At 70.0% G+C, this 17,307-nt stretch carries 16 protein-coding genes and 1 pseudogene; 9 read left to right on the forward strand and 8 right to left on the reverse strand.

The window, feature by feature from the left end:
- Both ASF57_RS26640 and ASF57_RS22835 read left to right on the forward strand, forming a co-directional pair.
- The coding region (locus tag ASF57_RS26640; protein ID WP_210166833.1) for a hypothetical protein at window positions 1-457 on the forward strand (457 nt) is incomplete at its 5' end.
- A 30-nt stretch (window positions 458-487) separates the two neighbouring features.
- Complete coding sequence (locus ASF57_RS22835; RefSeq protein ID WP_056488372.1) at window positions 488-2,581, forward strand: M23 family metallopeptidase; 2,094 nt, start codon at window positions 488-490, stop codon at window positions 2,579-2,581.
- A gap of 52 nt (window positions 2,582-2,633) precedes the next feature.
- Here ASF57_RS22835 and gluQRS read toward each other — a convergent pair whose 3' ends face one another.
- The 3 genes from gluQRS to ASF57_RS22850 all read right to left on the reverse strand — a co-directional run bounded on the left by gluQRS (window position 2,634) and on the right by ASF57_RS22850 (window position 6,366).
- Window positions 2,634-3,569 (reverse strand): tRNA glutamyl-Q(34) synthetase GluQRS, encoded by a 936-nt coding sequence (gluQRS, locus tag ASF57_RS22840; RefSeq protein ID WP_056487972.1) that lies wholly within the window; start codon window positions 3,567-3,569, stop codon window positions 2,634-2,636.
- Window positions 3,570-3,673: 104 nt separating this feature from the next.
- Window positions 3,674-4,015 (reverse strand): hypothetical protein, encoded by a 342-nt coding sequence (locus tag ASF57_RS22845; RefSeq protein WP_056487980.1) that lies wholly within the window; start codon window positions 4,013-4,015, stop codon window positions 3,674-3,676.
- Between the two features lie 152 nt (window positions 4,016-4,167).
- Window positions 4,168-6,366, reverse strand: coding sequence for an ATP-binding protein (locus ASF57_RS22850; protein WP_082504355.1), 2,199 nt, complete (start codon window positions 6,364-6,366; stop codon window positions 4,168-4,170).
- A gap of 221 nt (window positions 6,367-6,587) precedes the next feature.
- On the opposite strand from ASF57_RS22850, the gene trpA reads away from it, so the two are divergent.
- The 4 genes and pseudogenes from trpA to ASF57_RS22870 all read left to right on the forward strand — a co-directional run bounded on the left by trpA (window position 6,588) and on the right by ASF57_RS22870 (window position 10,761).
- Complete coding sequence (gene trpA / locus ASF57_RS22855) at window positions 6,588-7,445, forward strand: tryptophan synthase subunit alpha (RefSeq protein WP_244477095.1); 858 nt, start codon at window positions 6,588-6,590, stop codon at window positions 7,443-7,445.
- Window positions 7,446-7,507: 62 nt separating this feature from the next.
- Window positions 7,508-8,416: an acetyl-CoA carboxylase, carboxyltransferase subunit beta gene (gene accD / locus ASF57_RS22860; protein ID WP_056488386.1), complete on the forward strand. Its 909-nt coding sequence runs from the start codon at window positions 7,508-7,510 to the stop codon at window positions 8,414-8,416.
- 76 nt (window positions 8,417-8,492) lie between these two features.
- Complete coding sequence (locus tag ASF57_RS22865; RefSeq protein WP_056487982.1) at window positions 8,493-9,818, forward strand: folylpolyglutamate synthase/dihydrofolate synthase family protein; 1,326 nt, start codon at window positions 8,493-8,495, stop codon at window positions 9,816-9,818.
- Between the two features lie 129 nt (window positions 9,819-9,947).
- Window positions 9,948-10,761: pseudogene (locus ASF57_RS22870) on the forward strand (porin family protein).
- 174 nt (window positions 10,762-10,935) lie between these two features.
- On the opposite strand, the gene trxA reads toward ASF57_RS22870, so the two are convergent.
- Window positions 10,936-11,256, reverse strand: coding sequence for a thioredoxin (gene trxA, locus ASF57_RS22875; RefSeq protein ID WP_056185158.1), 321 nt, complete (start codon window positions 11,254-11,256; stop codon window positions 10,936-10,938).
- 393 nt (window positions 11,257-11,649) lie between these two features.
- Between trxA and ASF57_RS22880 the strand changes: the two genes are divergently transcribed.
- Window positions 11,650-12,933 (forward strand): PQQ-dependent sugar dehydrogenase, encoded by a 1,284-nt coding sequence (locus ASF57_RS22880; RefSeq protein ID WP_056487985.1) that lies wholly within the window; start codon window positions 11,650-11,652, stop codon window positions 12,931-12,933.
- A 113-nt stretch (window positions 12,934-13,046) separates the two neighbouring features.
- Here the strand turns inward: ASF57_RS22880 and ASF57_RS22885 are convergent, their stop codons facing one another.
- From ASF57_RS22885 to rpmB, 4 genes are all read right to left on the reverse strand, one after another.
- Window positions 13,047-13,667 (reverse strand): TetR/AcrR family transcriptional regulator, encoded by a 621-nt coding sequence (locus ASF57_RS22885; RefSeq protein WP_056487988.1) that lies wholly within the window; start codon window positions 13,665-13,667, stop codon window positions 13,047-13,049.
- A gap of 19 nt (window positions 13,668-13,686) precedes the next feature.
- Entirely contained in the window at window positions 13,687-14,175 is a 489-nt protein-coding gene (locus tag ASF57_RS22890) for a nuclear transport factor 2 family protein (protein WP_056488389.1), read from the reverse strand.
- Between the two features lie 112 nt (window positions 14,176-14,287).
- Window positions 14,288-15,217 carry an AEC family transporter gene (locus tag ASF57_RS22895; protein WP_056487991.1) on the reverse strand — a complete coding sequence of 310 codons (930 nt, stop codon included), beginning with the start codon at window positions 15,215-15,217 and terminating at the stop codon, window positions 14,288-14,290.
- Between the two features lie 129 nt (window positions 15,218-15,346).
- A complete protein-coding gene (gene rpmB / locus ASF57_RS22900) occupies window positions 15,347-15,652 on the reverse strand; it encodes a 50S ribosomal protein L28 (protein ID WP_056185141.1) in 306 nt (101 codons plus the stop codon).
- Between the two features lie 315 nt (window positions 15,653-15,967).
- Between rpmB and ASF57_RS22905 the strand changes: the two genes are divergently transcribed.
- Window positions 15,968-16,942 (forward strand): DUF3108 domain-containing protein, encoded by a 975-nt coding sequence (locus tag ASF57_RS22905; protein WP_082504357.1) that lies wholly within the window; start codon window positions 15,968-15,970, stop codon window positions 16,940-16,942.
- Window positions 16,939-17,292: a hypothetical protein gene (locus tag ASF57_RS22910; protein ID WP_082504359.1), complete on the forward strand. Its 354-nt coding sequence runs from the start codon at window positions 16,939-16,941 to the stop codon at window positions 17,290-17,292. The genes ASF57_RS22905 and ASF57_RS22910 overlap by 4 nt, the downstream gene beginning before the upstream one ends.
- The last annotated feature ends 15 nt before the right edge of the window (window positions 17,293-17,307 follow it).

The following is a 17,307-nucleotide window of genomic DNA, read 5'->3' on the forward strand; positions in this document are numbered from 1 at the left end:
CTGGAGCGGCGCCTGCCTGATCCCGGCCTTCTACGCCTCGAAGGCATTCATCAGGCGGGGCATGGCGCCAATTTCATTGTCGAGAGGGGTGATGGGTCATGTCTCACAATCCCCACTACAGGGATCCGCAAGGACAATAATCGCCGCCCACGCTTCTCTTTCTCAGATTCACTTGTCAAAGAACACCAACAACAGACAGAAATACCGCCCAGATCACCAGGCGACAACCCATCAACAGTCAGGAGATGCAAAAGCAAGCCGCCAATCGCCTTGGCCGCTCGCCGATGAATGGGGTATACCCACAGACCCAGAGCCTGTCAACAGCTTTTCGGGAACCATCGGCGGCGCCCCGGGCCGGTTCCCCTCCCACGGCCGTGACGCCCACCCGCAAACGTGCCTCAATCTCGACATGCTGGACCACGACATCGGTCGCGCGCCCGCATCCCGTCCCGGATGATCCGGGCCGCCAGTTTCGAGGACCATGGCGTTGCAGCGAGGCCGTCTGAAGATCGGGCACCCGGACGGTTCGGCGGAGGCGCGCGACGGTGCCGGCCAGCAGACGGGTCCCGGGCGCAACCGCTCCCGCGCGCAGACCGGCAGCCTCCCGGCCCTCGACCTTCTGGGCCCCGACGCACCGCGGATCGATCGCCGCGACGTCAACCTGCGCTGGCTCTGCGCCAGTGCGCTCACCGGCCTGACGGGGGCCGCTTTGATCGGCGCCGCCATCCATGTCTCTCTCCAGAGCGACATCTCGTTCGCCGCCATCCCCGAGCGCGCCGCCCCTGCGGTCCGGCCGGCTCTGAGCGACGGCACCGCCAACGTGGCGCGCAAGAGCGATCGGCTGGTACGCAACCTGATGATCGCCTCGGCCAAGCAGAGCTTCCGTTCGCCGGTGACGGTCCGCCTCGGGGATCGCGAGATCATCAAGGTCCGGCCCTTCCTGCGCGTCTCGACCGCCTTGTCGATGACCACCGGCGTCTTCGCCACCGAGATGCCCCGCTTCGACCCGATGAAGCTCAGCACCGACGAGCCGCTGGAGCGCGCGCCGGAGCCGGGGCTCGGCGACGCACCCGGGGCCGAGGTCTCGGTGATCAAGCGCGATCTCGTGGGGATGGAGGTCGAGGCCGGGGCGCCGGCCCTGTCCGACGACGAGGTCGCGGCGCAGATCGAGGAGGAGCGCCGCCTCTCGGCCGAGGCCGGCCGCCGGACCGCGATCCCGATCGCGCCGCAGATCATGCTGTCGCGGACCCTTCAGCAGGGCCTGGCCGCCAACAGCTTCGACGCCGCCGCGCGCCTTTCCGACGAGAGTTCGCCGTTCAAGTCCATCGACGTCCTCGTGGTGCCCGAGAACGTCACCAGCCTGAGCAAGACCGGGGCCGGCAGCGAGGCGCCCCTGGTGGAGGAGCGCGACCTCGCCCTCAAGCGCGGCGAGACCCTGGAGGCCGTGCTGAAGAGCGCGGCGCGGGCCACCGACGAGCAGGTCCGCGGCATCGTGGGGGCCCTCGGGGGGCGCACCCGCACCGCCGACCTCGCCGAGGGCCAGCAGTTCCGCGTGCAGATCGCGCCCGGGCCGAAGCCCGGCGACCCGCGCCAGGTGACGCGGGTGGTGTTGTACGGAGAGACCGGAATCGAGGGCATCGCCGCCATCAACGACCGGGGCGGTTTCGTCTCGGTGGCGCCGCCGACCGAGGACGCCCCGTCACGGACGGCGCCGGTCGCGGCCGACGCCACCGAGGACGGCGAAGAGGAAGGCGGCACCGGCCCACGCCTGTTCCAGAGCCTGTACGAGACGGCCGCCCGGCACGACCTCCCAAGGGGCGCGGTCGACGACCTGGTGAAGATCTTCGGCTACGACGTCGATTTCCAGCGCCGGATCTCGTCCGGCGACAGCCTCGACGTGTTCTATACCTTCGACGACGAGGGTCCGCAGGGCTCCCTCGAGCGGCCCGAACTGCTCTATGCCGCCCTCAACCTCGCCGGCGAGGCACGCAAGGTCTATCGCTTCCAGTCCCCGGACGACGGCACCATCGACTACCTCGACGAACAGGGCCGCTCGCTCAAGAAGTTCCTCATCCGCAAGCCCATCGCCGACGGCATCATGCGTTCGGGCTTCGGCTATCGGCGCCACCCGGTCCTCGGCTACGCCAAGCTCCATACCGGCGTCGACTGGGCGAACCCGATCGGCACCCCGATCGTGGCGGCCGGCAACGGAACCGTGCTGAAGGCGGATTGGGATTCGGGCTACGGCCGCCGCATCGAATTGCAGCACATCAACGGCTACGTCACGACCTACAACCACATGTCCCGCTTTGCCCGCGGCGTCACCCCCGGCGCCAAGGTGCGGCAGGGCCAAGTCATCGGCTATGTCGGATCCACCGGTCTGTCGACGGGCGCGCACCTCCATTACGAGGTGATCATCAACGGCCACTTCGTCGATCCGATGAAGATCCGCGTGCCCCGGGGGCGTGAGCTCGACGGCCGTATGCTCGCCGAATTCACCCGCCAACGCGAGCAGATCGAGGGCACCATGCAGAAGTCGCGCACGGCCTCCGCGATGGCGCAGCGGGACGCGATGCGCTGAGGCCGGCGCCGCCGGGCCGGCTCGAACGCGAGATCGAAACGCAGGCGTTGCGTCAGGAAAAGCCGAGGCGGCGGCGGATTCCGGCCGCGCTCTCCCCAGCGGCGCGCAGGTCCGCCAGGGACGGCGAATGCCGGGACTTCGCCAGCTTCTCGCCGGAGGAATCCAGCACCAGAGCATGATGGTGATAGCGCGGCGACGGCACGCCGATCAGCGCCTGGAGCAGCACGTGCAGGTCGGTGCTGGCGCGCAGGTCGGCGCCGCGCACGACGTGGGTGATGCCCTGGTCGGCATCGTCCATCACCACGGCGAGGTGATAGCTCGTCGGCACGTCGCGGCGGGCGATCACGGGATCGCCCCAGCGGGCGGGATCGGCGGTCTCACGATGCTCCGGTCCGACACGGTATCCAGGCCCCCTCCCCTCCCCCGCCGGCGTGCCTTCGCCCGGAACGGTCTCGACCGCGACGTGGGTGATCGTGTGGGGACCGGGGGCCGCCGCCAGCGCACGCGCCATGTCGAGGCGCCAGGTATGCGGTTCGCCAGCCGCCCGCCGCGCCGCGGCCTCCCCGGGCGGCCGGCCGCGACAGAGTCCCGGATAGAGCGGCGCTCCATCGGGATCGCGGGGCGCCGGTTGTCCGCTCCGCGCGGTGTCCGCCGCGACTGCGGCCGCGATGGTGCCGCGCGAGCAGAAGCACGGATAGGCGAGGCCCCGGGCGGCGAACCCGTCGACCTGGCGCCGATAGGTTTCGAGATGGGCCGATTGCAGGCGCTCGGGCGGGGAGAAGCGAAGGCCGAGCCAGGCGAGATCGTCGCGAAGCGCCGCGATCAGCTCCGGCCGCGAGCGGACGGGATCAATGTCCTCGATCCGCAGGAGAAGTCGTCCCCCGGCGCTCTCGGCCAGCGCCGCGTTCAGGAGGGCCGAGCGGGCGTGGCCGAGATGCAGGCGCCCATTCGGGCTCGGAGCGAAGCGGAAGACCGGCGGGGCCTTCACGAGGCAGCCTCCCGCATCAGGCAAGATCCCTTCATGGCGGCCGATGCCAGGCCCGGTCGGTTATCGGACGTACCCGGCCGAGAACAGGACCGAAGAAAGATCCGTCAGCCGCCGACGCGGCGCAGGCAGCTCTGCTCCGCCTTCGGGGTGCAGGCGATCCCCGGCAGCGAGCAGGCGATCCCGTCCTCGGCGCGCTGGCACACGCGGCAGCCGTCGCCCCATTCGGCGCAGGTCGCGTCCTGGCTCGGGTTTGCCACGACGGGGTGAGAAACGGGGTGATGAACCGGCGCGGCCGCGAGGGCGCCGATCAGTACCGTCACGGCGGTGAGCGCGACGACGCTCCAGGCGACGCGGCGGTCGTGGCTGCGCGTCCCTGCATCCGGGGGCGCAGAATCATGAGAACGAAGATCCGGAGAACGAGAATCCGGGGAAAGGTGATCGGCCATGGCGCGGTGTTCGCGCGCCCCGCCCGGCGTGTCAACGCTCCGGGGATACCGGTGCCTCGGCGCTAAAGGATCGCTCCCGACCTTGACGTGATCGCGCGGCGCGGTCCTCGCTTAACGGTCGATCCGCCAACGATAAGCGAAAACCGTCGCGGTCAGGCGGCTGCCGCGCGGCGCTCCAGCAGGCCCGGCAGGGCGCGCAGGTCGAGGGGCTTGGCCAGGAACCCGTCGAAGCCCGCCGCGCGTGCGATGCGCTCGTCGTCCCGGCCTGCATTGGCGGTGAGGGCCACGAGGTGCAGGGCGGGCGCCCCCTCGGCGGCCTCGATCGCGCGGATCTGCCGGGCCGTCTCCAGGCCGTCGATCCCGGGCATCCGGATGTCCAAGAGGGCCAGATCGAAGGGGGTGTCGGGGGTCGCCTCGCGGATGCGGGCCAGCGCTTCCTCCCCGTCATGGGCCAGCACCACCTGCGCGCCCAGGCGCTGGAGGGCCTTGGTCGCCAGCAGGGCGTTGATCGGGTTGTCCTCGGCGAGGAGCACGCGCGGTCCGGCGGTCGGGGGAGAGGATGCGACCGGACCGGATGCGCCGGGATTTGCCGGCGCTTCGAGCGCGGTGGCGGGCAGACGCGCCGGAATCGCGGCGCCGGGTTCCTCCGATCCGCGCCGCGTCGCCGCGACGAACTCGGCCTGCGACGAGGCGGGCGCCAGCAGGCGATCGAACAGAGAGCGGGCGCGCACCGGCTTGACCAGATAGCTGTCGAAGCCGGCGGCGGCGGGGGTGCCGAACTCGCGGCGATCGAAGGGCGAGAGCAGGACGAGGCTGCAGCGCACGCCGCAGCGTCGGGCCTCGAGCGCCAGCGTGCGCACCGCCGCGTCGCCGAGGGTGCGATCGGCCAGGACCGCATCGAAGGCGGCGGCCGCGATCGCATCGAGACCGGCATCGAGGTTCGGCACCACGAGGGCGGACGCACCCGAGCGGCTGAGCCGCCGGGCCAGGAATGGCGCCTGGAAGGGCGAGGCCGCGACGATGAGGACCCGGCGCCCGCACAGGCTCGGAGGCCGTTCGCGATCCGCCGCCGCGACGGGGAGCGGCAACGTCACCGAGAAGGTGCTGCCCTGGCCGAGGCGCGAGGTCGCGTCGATGCGCCCGCCCATCCGGTTGACGAGGCGCCGGGTGATGGCGAGACCGAGCCCGGTGCCCTCGTGACGGCGGCTGGCGCTGCTGTCACCCTGCTCGAATTCCTCGAACAGGATCGGGATGCGCTCGGACGGGATGCCCGGACCGGTATCCGAGATCGCGATGACGAGGTCGCCGGCCTCGCGGCGCAGCTCGACGCCGACTCCGCCCGCATTGGTGAACTTGATCGCGTTCCCCGCGAGGTTGATCAGGATCTGGCGGACCCGGTCGGCGTCGCCGACCACCAGGCGCGGGATGTCGTCGGCGATGTCGACGGCGATCTCGATGCCCTTGTCCTGGGCGCGCGGCGCCAGCAGCTCCACCACGGCCTCGGCGATCTCGCCCGGATCGAACGGCTCGGCGGCGAGATCGAGGCGGCCCGCCTCGATCCGCGAGAAATCGAGAATGCCGTCGATGAGGCTGAGCAGGGCCTTTCCGGAGGTCCGGACGGCCTCGACATAGGTGCGCTGTTCCGGGTCGAGGCCGGTGTCGAGGACGAGATCGGCCATGCCCAGGATGCCGTTGAGCGGGGTGCGGAACTCGTGGCTGACGGTGGCGAGGAAGCGGGACTTCGCCACGTTGGCGGCCTCGGCCCGGTTCAACGCCTCGTCCAGGGAGCGGGCGGCCTCGACCCGCTCGGTGATATCGGTGCCGGCGCGCAGCCACTGGGGCTCGCCCGAACCCCCCGGCATCGGCATCTCGATGAAGGAATACCAGCGCGGCGCGCCGGAGAAGGGGACCAGCCGCATCTCGACGCGGCGGATTCCATCCGAGCTTCGCACGCCCTCGTTCGTCTCCAGGACCTCGGCGGTCCGTGTCGTACCGACCAGCGACAGCGGCTCGGCACCGACGAGGCGCCCGAAGCCGCCATTGGCGAAGGTGATCCGCCCCTGCGCGTCGCGCTGCACGATGATCTCGGTGCTGGCCTCGACCAGCGCCCGGTAGCGCTCCTCGCTCTCCGACAGGCGCCAGACCCGGTCCTCGAGCTGCTCGGTCCGGCTGCCGTCGCGGGCGAAGGCAGGGCGTTCGATGGAAACGGTTGGGCCGGGGGCACCCCGGCGCGCGCGGCCCCACCAGCCCGCCGCGAAGCCGAACCCGCCGGATACGAGACCAAGGCCCACGGTCTGCCAGACCCAGGGCGGCATCGCGAAAATCTGCAGCGGGACATCCTGCAGCGTCATGGGACCGGCCTCCGGCAGGACCGACCCCTGCCGCGAGGGACCATGCCAAAGGAACTTGAAGGCGGGCTTTCGAAAGGCCGTTAAGAAACCGTTGCGGATCGGGATCGAATGCGATGCGGTGCGGCGGTGCGCTTCACGGGCCGGTCCTGATGGTGTAGGCGCGGCGGCTTGATCCCGAGCCGCCCCCGCCGCGGCGCCGAGGACCGTTCGACGTGGGTGTCATGACGATGACGAGTTCGGTGAATCCCGGTCAGGCGCGCATCGCCGCGACCTTCGCGCGCTGCCGCGCCGAGAACCGCGCGGCTCTCGTCACCTACGTGATGGCGGGCGATCCCGATGCCGAGACCTCGCTGAAGGTGCTCGAAGCCCTGCCGGCCGCCGGAGCCGACATCGTCGAATTCGGCCTGCCCTTCACCGATCCGATGGCGGACGGCCCCGCGATCCAGGCGGCGGGCCTGCGTGCCCTGAAGGGCGGCCAGGGCGTGGCCCGGACCCTCGACCTCGTGCGGCGCTTCCGCCAGGGCAACACCGAGACGCCGGTGATCCTGATGGGGTATTTCAACCCGATCCACACCTACGGCGTCGAGCGCTTCCTCGACGATGCGCTCGACGCCGGGATCGACGGCCTGATCGTGGTCGACCTTCCGCCGGAGGAGGATGACGAACTCTGTCTGCCGGCGCTGGCCAAGGGGCTGGCCTTCATCCGCCTCGCGACGCCGACCACCGACGAGAAGCGGCTCCCCGCCGTCCTCGCGAACACCGCGGGCTTCGTCTACTACGTGTCGATCACCGGCATCACCGGAACCGCCACGCCGAACTTCGACCGGGTGGCCGCGGCGGTCGACCGAATCCGGCGCCACACCGACCTGCCGATCGTGGTGGGCTTCGGGGTTCGGACCGGAGCCGATGCCACGGCGATCGCTCGTGGGGCCGACGGGGTGGTGGTCGGCTCCGCCCTGGTCGACGCCATGCGGGCCACCCTCGACGCCGATGGCGCTTCGAACGGCGGCACGGTCGCGGCCGTCAGCGCCCTGGTGCGCGAGTTGGCCGAGGGCGTGCGCTCCGCGCCCCGCGCCTGACGCAATTTCACGAGACCTTCCGGCTCGCTCGCTTCGAACCCGCACAAGGACACCGTCGCATGATGGTTGAACCGATGAACTGGATCTCGGAGGTCGTTCGCCCCAAGATCAAGACACTGTTCAAGCGCGAGACCCCGGAGAACCTGTGGGTCAAGTGCCCCGATACGGGCCAGATGGTCTTCCACAAGGAGGTGGAGAGCAATCACTGGGTCATCCCCGGCTCGGAGCATCACCTGAAGATGAGCGCCCAGGCGCGCCTCAAGATGATGTTCGACGAGGGCACCTGGATCGACGTGCCTCTGCCGGAGGTCGCCGCCGATCCGCTCAAGTTCCGCGATGAGAAGCGCTACGTCGACCGGCTCAAGGATGCCCGGGCCAAGACCGGCATGACCGACGCCTTCAAGGTCGGCTTCGGCCGCGTCTCGGGCCTGCCGATGACCCTGGCGGTGCAGGACTTCGCCTTCATGGCCGGCTCTCTCGGCATGGCGGCCGGCGAAGCCTTCGTGCGCGGCGCGGAGACCGCCCTGGACAAGCGCACCCCCTACGTCCTGTTCTCCGCCTCGGGCGGCGCCCGCATGCAGGAAGGCATCCTCTCGCTGATGCAGATGCCCCGCACCACCGTGGCGGTGCGCCGGCTCAACGCGGCCAGACTGCCCTACATCGTGGTGCTCACCAACCCGACCACCGGCGGCGTCACCGCCTCCTACGCGATGCTGGGCGACATCCATCTGGCCGAGCCCGGCGCGCTGATCTGCTTTGCCGGCCCGCGCGTCATCGAGCAGACCATCCGCGAAAAGCTGCCCGACGGTTTCCAGCGGGCGGAATACCTGCGCGACCACGGCATGGTCGATCAGGTCGTCCACCGCCACGCCCTGAAGGACACGATCGCGACCCTGTGCGGCCTCCTGACCAACCAGGAGCCCGGGTCGCCGCCGGTCCGGGCGGCCGCCCCGGTTGCGGAACTCGCCTGAAGCGGCACACGCCGCGCGTCCGTCTCCACGATTCCTTCTCCGCGATCCCCTCCCCTCCGCCACACGACGTTCGATCATGGATTCCTCCGACGCGCTGATGGCGCGCTTCCTCGCCCTGCACCCGCGCACGATCGACCTGTCGCTCGGGCGGATCGCGCGGCTGCTCGCCCGTCTCGACCACCCGGAGCGCAAGCTGCCGCCGGTGATCCACGTGGCCGGCACCAACGGGAAGGGTTCGACCATCGCCTTCATGCGGGCGATCCTCGAGGCCGCCGGGTTGGCGGCCCATGTCTACACCTCGCCGCATCTGGTGCGCTTCCATGAGCGCATCCGCATCGGCGCCATCGGGGGCGGACACTTCGTCCCCGAGGATCAGCTGGCCGACGCCCTGGCCCGCTGCGAGGCCGCCAACGAGGGTGAGCCGATCACCGTGTTCGAGATCACCACCGCGGCCGCCCTGTTGCTGTTCTCCGAGCATCCGGCCGACGTGCTGTTGCTGGAAGTCGGGCTCGGCGGCCGGGTCGATGCCACCAACGTGATCGATCGGCCGGCGGCGGCCGTGGTGACGCCCATCGGGCGCGACCACGCCGAATATCTCGGCGACACCGTCGAGGCGGTCGCCACCGAGAAGGCCGGCATCTTCAAGAAGGGATGCCCGGCCATCATCGCCGCGCAGGATTACGCCGAGGCCGATTCGGTGCTGTGCCAGCTCGCCGAAGCGGTGGGGGCCACCCCGATCCGCGTCGGCAACCAGGATTTCTCGGTCCATGCCGAGCGCGGGCGCCTCGTCTACCAGGACGACACCGACCTGTTCGACCTGCCCAAGCCGCGCCTGAACGGCCGGCACCAGTTCACCAATGCCGGCACCGCCATCGCGGCTCTGCGGGCCGCCGGCTTCGGCGATATCGGCACCGCCGCGATCGAGGCCGGGCTCAACGCCGTCGAGTGGCCGGGGCGCCTGCAGCGGCTGAACCGCGGGCGCCTGTCCGATCTGGTGCCGCTCGGCGCCGAACTCTGGCTCGACGGCGGCCACAACATCGATGGCGGGCGCATCCTCGCCGCCGCAATGGCGGATCTCGGCGAGCGCTCCGACGTCCCGCTGGTGCTCATCGTCGGCCTGCTCGGGACCAAGGACGCGGAGGGGTTCCTGCGCAACTTCGTCGGTCTGGCCCGCGCCCTGGTGGCGGTCCCGATCGCCGGACAGATGGCGGCGCGGCCGGCAGAAGAGGTCGCCAGCATCGCCACGGATGTGGGCCTGAACGCGGCCGTGGCCTCAAGTGTCGAAGCGGCTCTCGAGAGTCTTTCCGACATCGCCTTCGAGCAACCGCCACGCATTCTGATCTGCGGTTCGCTCTACCTCGTCGGCGCAGTCCTGACTGCGAACGGAACGCCGCCGACCTGAATTCCCTAACCTTTTCCAGTCCCATCGGCGCTCACATCAACTCTGCGGTGTGACCGCGGCGCTACATCTTGGCTGTGGAAACTGAAGTAGGTTCTCCCTCGATCGGGCACTTCGCTGGGGATCAGAATAATGAACAAGCTTCTTACGTCTTTCGCGGCCTTCACGGCCCTCACCGCAGCCGCTTCGGCCGCTGACCTGCCGCGCCGCGCCGCTCCGCCGGTGTTCGTGCCGGTGCCGGTGTTCACCTGGACCGGCTTCTACGCCGGTTTCAACGCGGGTTACGGCTTCGACGCCTCCGACCGCGGCACCAACGTCTACAACAACGTGTTCCCGAACCTCGTCGCTCCGCTCAACGGCGGTCCGTCGCAGGTCGCCTACTCGAACAACTCCAACGAGGGTTTCACGGGCGGCGGTCAGATCGGCTACAACTACCAGTTCACCCCGGGTTCGGGCGTGGTGCCGTAGCCGGAACAACTTCGTCCTGACCCCCGGCTTCGCTCCGATCGCCGGCGTCACCTTCGTCGATCCGCGCGGCACCGCCAGCCTCGACTACTTCGGCACCGTCCGCGGTCGCCTCGGCTACGCCTTCGACCGCGTCCTGTTCTACGGCACCGGCGGCTTCGCCTACGGCGCCGGCAGCAACGAGCGCAACTTCGGCGGCTTCCGCGGCAACGACGATTTCCGCACCGGCTACGCTGCTGGCGGCGGCATCGAGTACGCGCTCCCGACCGACTCGTTCCTGAACTTCTTCCGTTCGTCGGCCGTCACGCTCAAGGTCGAAGGCCTGTACGTGAACCTCGAGAACAACAACCGCAACGCCGGCGTCTACGCCGTCGACACCAACAACGTTCTCTACCGTCAGCCCGGCTTCACCAACCGCAACAGCGGCGCTGAGTTCGCCGTCGTCCGCGCCGGCCTGAACTACAAGTTCGGCTCGTACTAAGCCGACATCTACGGTCTCGAAACGAGGGAGCCCGGCCGCAAGGCCGGGCTTCTTCGTTTGGGCCATCATCGGCGTTCGGTCATCCGACGCCCCACAAAAAAGCCCGGCCTCGCGGCCGGGCTTTGTCCGTTCAGGCCGTGGGGCGCGGCGCCGAACCGGCCCCGCGCGCCGCGCTCAGGCGCTCGCCTGGATCCAGCGGGACAGGTCGCCCTTCGGGGCGGCGCCGACCTTCTGGCTCGCGAGCTGGCCGTCCTTGAAGATCAGCAGCGTCGGGATCGAACGGATGCCGTACTGGGCGGCAATGCCCGGGTTCTCGTCGACATTGACCTTGGCGATCTTGACCCGGCCCTGGAGATCGGCCGAGATCTCCTCGAGCGCCGGACCGATCTGACGGCACGGGCCGCACCACTCGGCCCAGAAATCCACTACGACCGGCTCCGCGGACTGGAGAACGTCCTGCTCGAAGCTCGCGTCGGTCACTTTCACCGTCGCCATGGGAAACTTCCTTTCCGGTTCCGCTCTTCGCGAAACGTCTCATCCGCCGTCCTCGCGTCGCGACATCGAGCCGCGAGACGGATCGTCGAAGGCCAGAGTTGGCGATGCGGCGGGGAACGGTCAAGGCGTCCTGTGGCCGATGCAGGGCTGCGCTCCCCTGGACTCTTCGAATTGTCCACCTGGTCTCTTCGTCGGACCCCTTCAGATGTCGAGTCCGACGAGGCTGGTCGGACCTGTTCCGAACCCCGCGACGGTGGCCCGAGAGGCCGCCACCCTCGCCAAAGCGTGTCCGTCGCCCCATGTCCCAGGCATCCCGACGGCGGCGGCCCGGCCGCTGCCCGAGGGGGCTCGACCCGGAGCCGGCCAACGTGCCGGCATGGAGGACCATCCGACGTGAAGCGCATCCCGCACAGCCTGCTCGCCACCGCAGCCCTTCTCAGCCTCGGCGCGGCCGTCCACGCGCAGGAGCCGGCGGGCGCCGAACCCCGGCAGCCCACGATCGGCGGCGACGCCTTCGCGGCGCCCACCAGTTCCGCCACAGGCAACAGCCCCGCCGAAACCGAGGCGCCGAATGCGCCCTACAAGCCGCTGCTGCCCAACCAGACCCGCGCTCCCAAGCCCGAGGTCGCCACGAAGGTGAAGACGGAGGTCGTCGCCAAGGGCCTCGACAGCCCTTGGGCGATGGAGTTCCTGCCGGACGGACGCATGCTGGTGACCGAGAAGGCCGGCAAGCTGCGCATCGTCGCCAAGGACGGAACCGTTGGGCCGTCGATTCCCGGCGTGCCGAAGGTCGATGCCCGCGGCCAGGGCGGCCTGCTCGACGTGGCCTTGAGCCCGAGCTTCGTCGCCGACCGTCTGATCTATCTCAGCTACGCCGAGCCGCGCGACAAGGGCAATGGCACCAGCGTGCTGCGGGCCAAACTGGTCGAGGACAAGGGCGCCGCCCGCCTCGACGAGGTCAAGGTCATCTTCCGGCAGATGCCGAGCTATGACGGCGACAAGCATTTCGGCTCGCGGCTCGTCTTCGCCCCGGATGGCAAGCTCTTCGTCACCGTGGGGGAGCGCTCCGACAAGGTCACCCGCGTCCAGGCCCAGGACCTCACCAGCGGTCTCGGCAAGGTCTTCCGCATCGACACCGATGGCAATGCCGCGAAGGACAATCCCTTCACGGGCGGCGAGAAGGCCAAGCCCGAGATCTGGTCCTACGGCCACCGCAACGTGCAGGCCGCGGCCCTCGATCCGCAGGGGCGGCTCTGGACCGTGGAGCACGGGCCGCGCGGCGGCGACGAACTGAATCGCCCGCGTCCCGGCGTCAATTATGGTTGGCCCGAAGTCACCTACGGCCTCGAGTACAGCGGCGAGAAGATCGGCGAGGGCAAGACCCAGGCGGGCGGCACCGCCCAGCCGGTCTATTACTGGGACCCGGTGATCGGCCCCTCGGGCATGGCGCTCTACAACGGTGACGCCTTCCCGGCCTGGAAGGACGCCTTCCTGATCGGCGGCCTCGTCAGCCAGGGCCTCGTGGCGGTGAAACTCGACGGCGACAAGGTCGTCAGCGAGGAGCGCATTCCCCTGGAGGACCGCATCCGCGATGTTCGCGTCGGCACCGACGGCGCGGTCTACGCCGTCACCGACGGCCCGGACGGCAAGATCCTGAAGCTCACCCCGGGCAGCTGATCCCGGATGCCCTGTGGCGTTCGTCGGGGGCGCCGGCTCGTCCCTCCCCCTCTGCGGGGGAGGGAGATGCGCTCCGGCCTTCGGCCAAGACGCCTATCCGTCAGGCAGGACGCCTACCCGACCGCCCTGCCATCAGCCCCTGTCCTATCCCTGTCCCCTGGGATCAACCGCGGCCGCAGGCGCTCCAGCGTCCGACCGAATGCCCCCGGGTCGTCGAGGGCGCGGGCGAGGACCAGACCGCCCTGGATGGCCGCGACGGTCTCCTCGGCCAAGCCTTTCGCCGCCGCGTCGGTAAACCCGCTGCGCCGCAGGGCCGCCGCCAGCGAATCGCACCAGACGGCAAAGTAGCGCCGGATGCGGTCGCCGAAGCGGTCGCGGCCCTCGGTCAGCGCGAAGGCGCCGACGAGGCAGGCGCGGCCCCCGGAGCGGAAATACGCCTCGGTCTCGGACAGCATGCGCCGGATCGCCGCCTCGGGATCGGACTCGTCGCGCAGGGGAGCGTAGAGACGCGTCTCGAACCAGGCCTCGATGGCGTCCAGGACAGCCTCCGCCATCTCGGCCTTACCGCTCGGAAAGGCGTGATAGAGGCTGCCCTTGCCGAGTCCGGTGCGGGCGCCGAGCAGGGCCAGGCTGGCCCCTGCGTAGCCGTGCTCGCGAAACACCTCCGCCAGCACCGGGATCGCGGCCTCCCGTGCACGCGCCCGCGACGATGCCGCCGATACGACCCCCGACATCGACACCGGTACCGGCCCCTTACAGGCCGAGATCACTCAACCCGGGATGGTCATCGGGACGCGGGGCGGCGCGGTCCCAGTGGAATTGGCGCTCGGTGTCGCGAATCGCGAGGTCGTTGATGCTGGCATGGCGCTCGCGCATCAGGCCGTTGGCGTCGAAGGCCCAATTCTCGTTGCCGTAGGCGCGGAACCACTGTCCCGCCGCGTCGTGGAACTCGTAGGCGAAGCGGACGGCGATCCGGTCCTCGGTGAAGGCCCAGATCTCCTTGATCAGGCGGTACTCGTGCTCGCGCTCCCATTTGCGGCGCAGGAAATCCACGATCGCCGGCCGGCCGCTGAAGAACTCGGTGCGGTTCCGCCACCGGCTATCGGCGGTGTAGGCCAGGGCGACCTTTTCCGGGTTGCAGCCATTCCAGCCGTTCTCGGCGGCGCGGACTTTCACGATCGCCGTGTCCCGCGTGAAGGGCGGCAGTGGAGGACGCGATTCGGCAGCAAGGGTCTCGGACATCGGCAAGGCTCCGGCACGGCTGGACCGCGGCTTTCCCGGTCCTGTACCGATCGGTACAAACAGGCCGGACGGCGGTCAAGATCGGCGCGACCCGAACGGCTCCGCCGCGCCGTCAGGCGTGGCCGAGGAGCGTCAGCCAGGCGATCGTGGTGAAGGTCGCCAGCAGGGTCGACAGCATCACGGCGGCGGCCACCACGCCGGTCTCGGTCTTGTAGCGGGCGGCGAGCAGGTAGGCGTTGATACCCACCGGCATCGCGGCGAACAGGGTCGCCACCCCGGCATAGGCCGGTGGCATGGTGAAGACGTGGAAGGCCAGGACCCAGACCGCGAGGGGATGCAGCACCAGCTTCAGGCTGGTGATCACCAGGGCGCTCGGCATGTCGTGGAGCACCCGGTAGCGGACGAGACCGGCACCGAGGGCGATCAGCGCGCAGGTCGAGGCCGTGCCCGCCAGGGAATCCACCAGCGCCTTGGCCATGCCGGTGGGTGCCACCCCGATGGCCTTGAGGGCGAGGCCCAGGACGAGCGCCAGGAAGATCGGATTGCGCAGCAGGACCAGGGCGAGGCCCCGCAGGCGCCGCAGGATGGAGGTCTCGCCGTCCGCCTCGATCAAGAAGGTGGCGCAGCCCATCATCAGGGGCAGGTGCACGGCCAGCAGCATGAAGAGCGGGAAGGCCCCCTCCTCGCCATAGGCCTGGAGGATCATCGGCACGCCGATGAACACGGTGTTCGACTGGCTGGCGGCGAAGCCGTGGAGGATCGCCCCGCGGCGCTCGACGCCCTTGCGGCGCAGGCTCAGCGCCGACCCGATTCCCCAGGACAGGGCGGCCCCGCCGAAATAGCTGACCCAGTAGGAGGGCGTGATCTCGCCAGTGAGCCCGGGACGGGTCAGCGTCGCGATGATCAGGGCCGGAACCGCGATCGAGAAGACGTATTCCGACAGGCCGTCACTGACCTTGTCGGACAGGAAGCCGGCGAGAGCCGCGATCCATCCCACCAGGATGAGGCCGAAGATCGGGGCGACGAGCGACAGGACGGTCATCGACGGGAAACCGGTGCTCCAACGCGAACGGCCACCGTACGCGCTGTCGCGTGCGGCGGCCGTTCGATGATCTGGCGGAAGGCGGCGCGGTCGGGAGCGATCCCCGACCGATTCGACGCCCCGGAGGCCTCAGGCGGCGACGGGGGTCTCGACTTCGGCGAGCTTCTTGTGCAGCTCGCGCTTGAGAAGGCGGGCCGTCTGCGACAGCTCGATCTCGCGGGCCTTGATCAGGAAGGCGTCGAGGCCGCCGCGGTGCTCGACCGAGCGCAGCGCATGGGCCGTGACGCGCAGGCGCACGCGGCGCTTGAGGGCATCCGACTGCAGCGTGACCTGGCACAGGTTCGGCAGGAACCGGCACTTGGTCTTGCGGTTCGAGTGGCTCACGAGGTGGCCGGTCTGCACGGCTTTGCCCGTGAGTTCGCAACGGCGCGACATTGTTCTATTTCCCGTCTCGTTCCGCATGTCCGACAGGCTGGCGGGAAACCCGGCCGCGTCGCGGCAAGCGGCTTCTCGCACGCCAGGCCCGGTGGAGCGGCGTTCTCATTGAAGGCGCGAGCCTATAGGGGAGAGTGCCCCGTGACGTCAAGGCGTGGGCCGATTTTTCGATGCTCCGCCCGGGCCGGGCAAGCCGGCACCGACGCCTCCGCTGCACCCGCCCGAACGATGTGTTAACCATGAAGGCGGACGATGATGGCCAGATGTCCCGGGCGCGTTCGGCCCGGGACCGACAGCGAACCCGAGTTTCCAGCCATGTGCGGCACCCGACAGCGCCCTGCCCCGCTTCCTCGTCTCGGCGCCCGGCTGCTTGACGTCCGGCTGCTTGACGTCCGGCTGCTCGGCGCCCGACTGGTCGGCGCCAGCGCGCTGACCCTCGCGGTGGCTGTTCCCGTAGCGCTTGTCGGGCCGCCCGCGCAGGCCCGGCCGAAGGCTGCCGCCGCCTCGACGGTGACGGTGGATTACGACATCGCCCTGGCGGGCCTCACCATCGGCAATGCCCAGGTGGCGGGGGTCTTCGAGGGATCCGGCTACCGGATGGACGTTTCGGCCCGGCTCACCGGCCTCGTCGGCGTGGTGACGGGCGGCATGGGCTCGGCCCGCGCCAGCGGCGCCATCGCGTCGGCGCCCCAGCCCAGCAGTTTCGCGATCGCCACCAAGACCTCCAATTCCGGCATCGCCGTGCGCATGGCGCTCGCTCGCGGCACCGTCACCCAGGCGGAGATCACTCCGCCCCTCATCGACATGGGCGACCGGGTGCCGATCACCGCCGCCAACAAGCGCGGCGTGATCGACCCGGCCAGCGCCCTGATGATGCCGGTCCAGGGTCGGGCCGATCCGATGGACCCGGCCAATTGCAACCGGACGCTGCCGATCTTCGACGGGGCGACCCGATTCGACGTGGCGCTGAGCTACGGCGAGACCCGCGCGGTGGCCAAACCCGGCTACAGCGGCCCGGTCCTGGTCTGCAACGCCCGCTACACCCCGATCGCCGGCCACCGGCCGGACCGGCCGGGCGTGAAGTTCATGGAGGACAACCGCGAGATGTCGGTCTGGCTGGCCCCGGTCGAGGGCACCCGCGTGCTGCTGCCGGTGCGAATCGCCGTGCGCACCACGGTCGGCACCAACATCATCGAGGCCACCCGCTGGACCCGCACCGGCGGACCGCAGGGCAGCAGCACCGCCGCAGCCGCTTCGAATTCCGCCACTCAAGCCAGCCTGGCCCAGTGACCGGACGCCACAGCCTCGCCGCGCGATTCGTCGGCGCCGCTCTGGCGCTCGGGGCCTCCGGCGCGAGCGCGCAATCGATCCTGTCGACGGGACCCGATTGCGGCGGGGACGCCTATTCCTCGGCCCAGGTCATCGAGAACCGCCCGCCCCGGCGCGGGCCGCTGACGGCCGTGCCCGATACCCTCTGCGCCGATGTCGCACCGCAGCGGGTACAGCCGCCCGTGGAGATCGGGATCTATCCGAGCCTCGGCCTGCCCGGCTCGGACCGGAATGGCGGGTATGGCCGGGATGGCAGCCGACGCTATGGCGACCCATATGAGGGCCAGCCGCCACGACAGCGCCGCCCCTGACGGCGTCGCGGCGGT

The sequence above is a fragment of the Methylobacterium sp. Leaf117 genome, assembly GCF_001422985.1.
Taxonomy (GTDB): domain Bacteria; phylum Pseudomonadota; class Alphaproteobacteria; order Rhizobiales; family Beijerinckiaceae; genus Methylobacterium.

What these genes read in the sequence shown, in the direction of transcription:
- ASF57_RS22865 (WP_056487982.1), top strand. Translation starts at nt 8,493, where the DNA reads ATGGATTCCTCCGACGCGCTGATGGCGCGCTTCCTCGCCCTGCACCCG.
- ASF57_RS22885 (WP_056487988.1), bottom strand. Translation starts at nt 13,667, where the DNA reads ATGTCGGGGGTCGTATCGGCGGCATCGTCGCGGGCGCGTGCACGGGAG.
- trpA (WP_244477095.1), top strand. Translation starts at nt 6,588, where the DNA reads ATGACGATGACGAGTTCGGTGAATCCCGGTCAGGCGCGCATCGCCGCG.
- ASF57_RS22850 (WP_082504355.1), bottom strand. Translation starts at nt 6,366, where the DNA reads ATGACGCTGCAGGATGTCCCGCTGCAGATTTTCGCGATGCCGCCCTGG.
- ASF57_RS22890 (WP_056488389.1), bottom strand. Translation starts at nt 14,175, where the DNA reads ATGTCCGAGACCCTTGCTGCCGAATCGCGTCCTCCACTGCCGCCCTTC.
- rpmB (WP_056185141.1), bottom strand. Translation starts at nt 15,652, where the DNA reads ATGTCGCGCCGTTGCGAACTCACGGGCAAAGCCGTGCAGACCGGCCAC.
- ASF57_RS22845 (WP_056487980.1), bottom strand. Translation starts at nt 4,015, where the DNA reads ATGGCCGATCACCTTTCCCCGGATTCTCGTTCTCCGGATCTTCGTTCT.
- trxA (WP_056185158.1), bottom strand. Translation starts at nt 11,256, where the DNA reads ATGGCGACGGTGAAAGTGACCGACGCGAGCTTCGAGCAGGACGTTCTC.
- accD (WP_056488386.1), top strand. Translation starts at nt 7,508, where the DNA reads ATGGTTGAACCGATGAACTGGATCTCGGAGGTCGTTCGCCCCAAGATC.
- ASF57_RS22895 (WP_056487991.1), bottom strand. Translation starts at nt 15,217, where the DNA reads ATGACCGTCCTGTCGCTCGTCGCCCCGATCTTCGGCCTCATCCTGGTG.
- ASF57_RS22905 (WP_082504357.1), top strand. Translation starts at nt 15,968, where the DNA reads ATGTGCGGCACCCGACAGCGCCCTGCCCCGCTTCCTCGTCTCGGCGCC.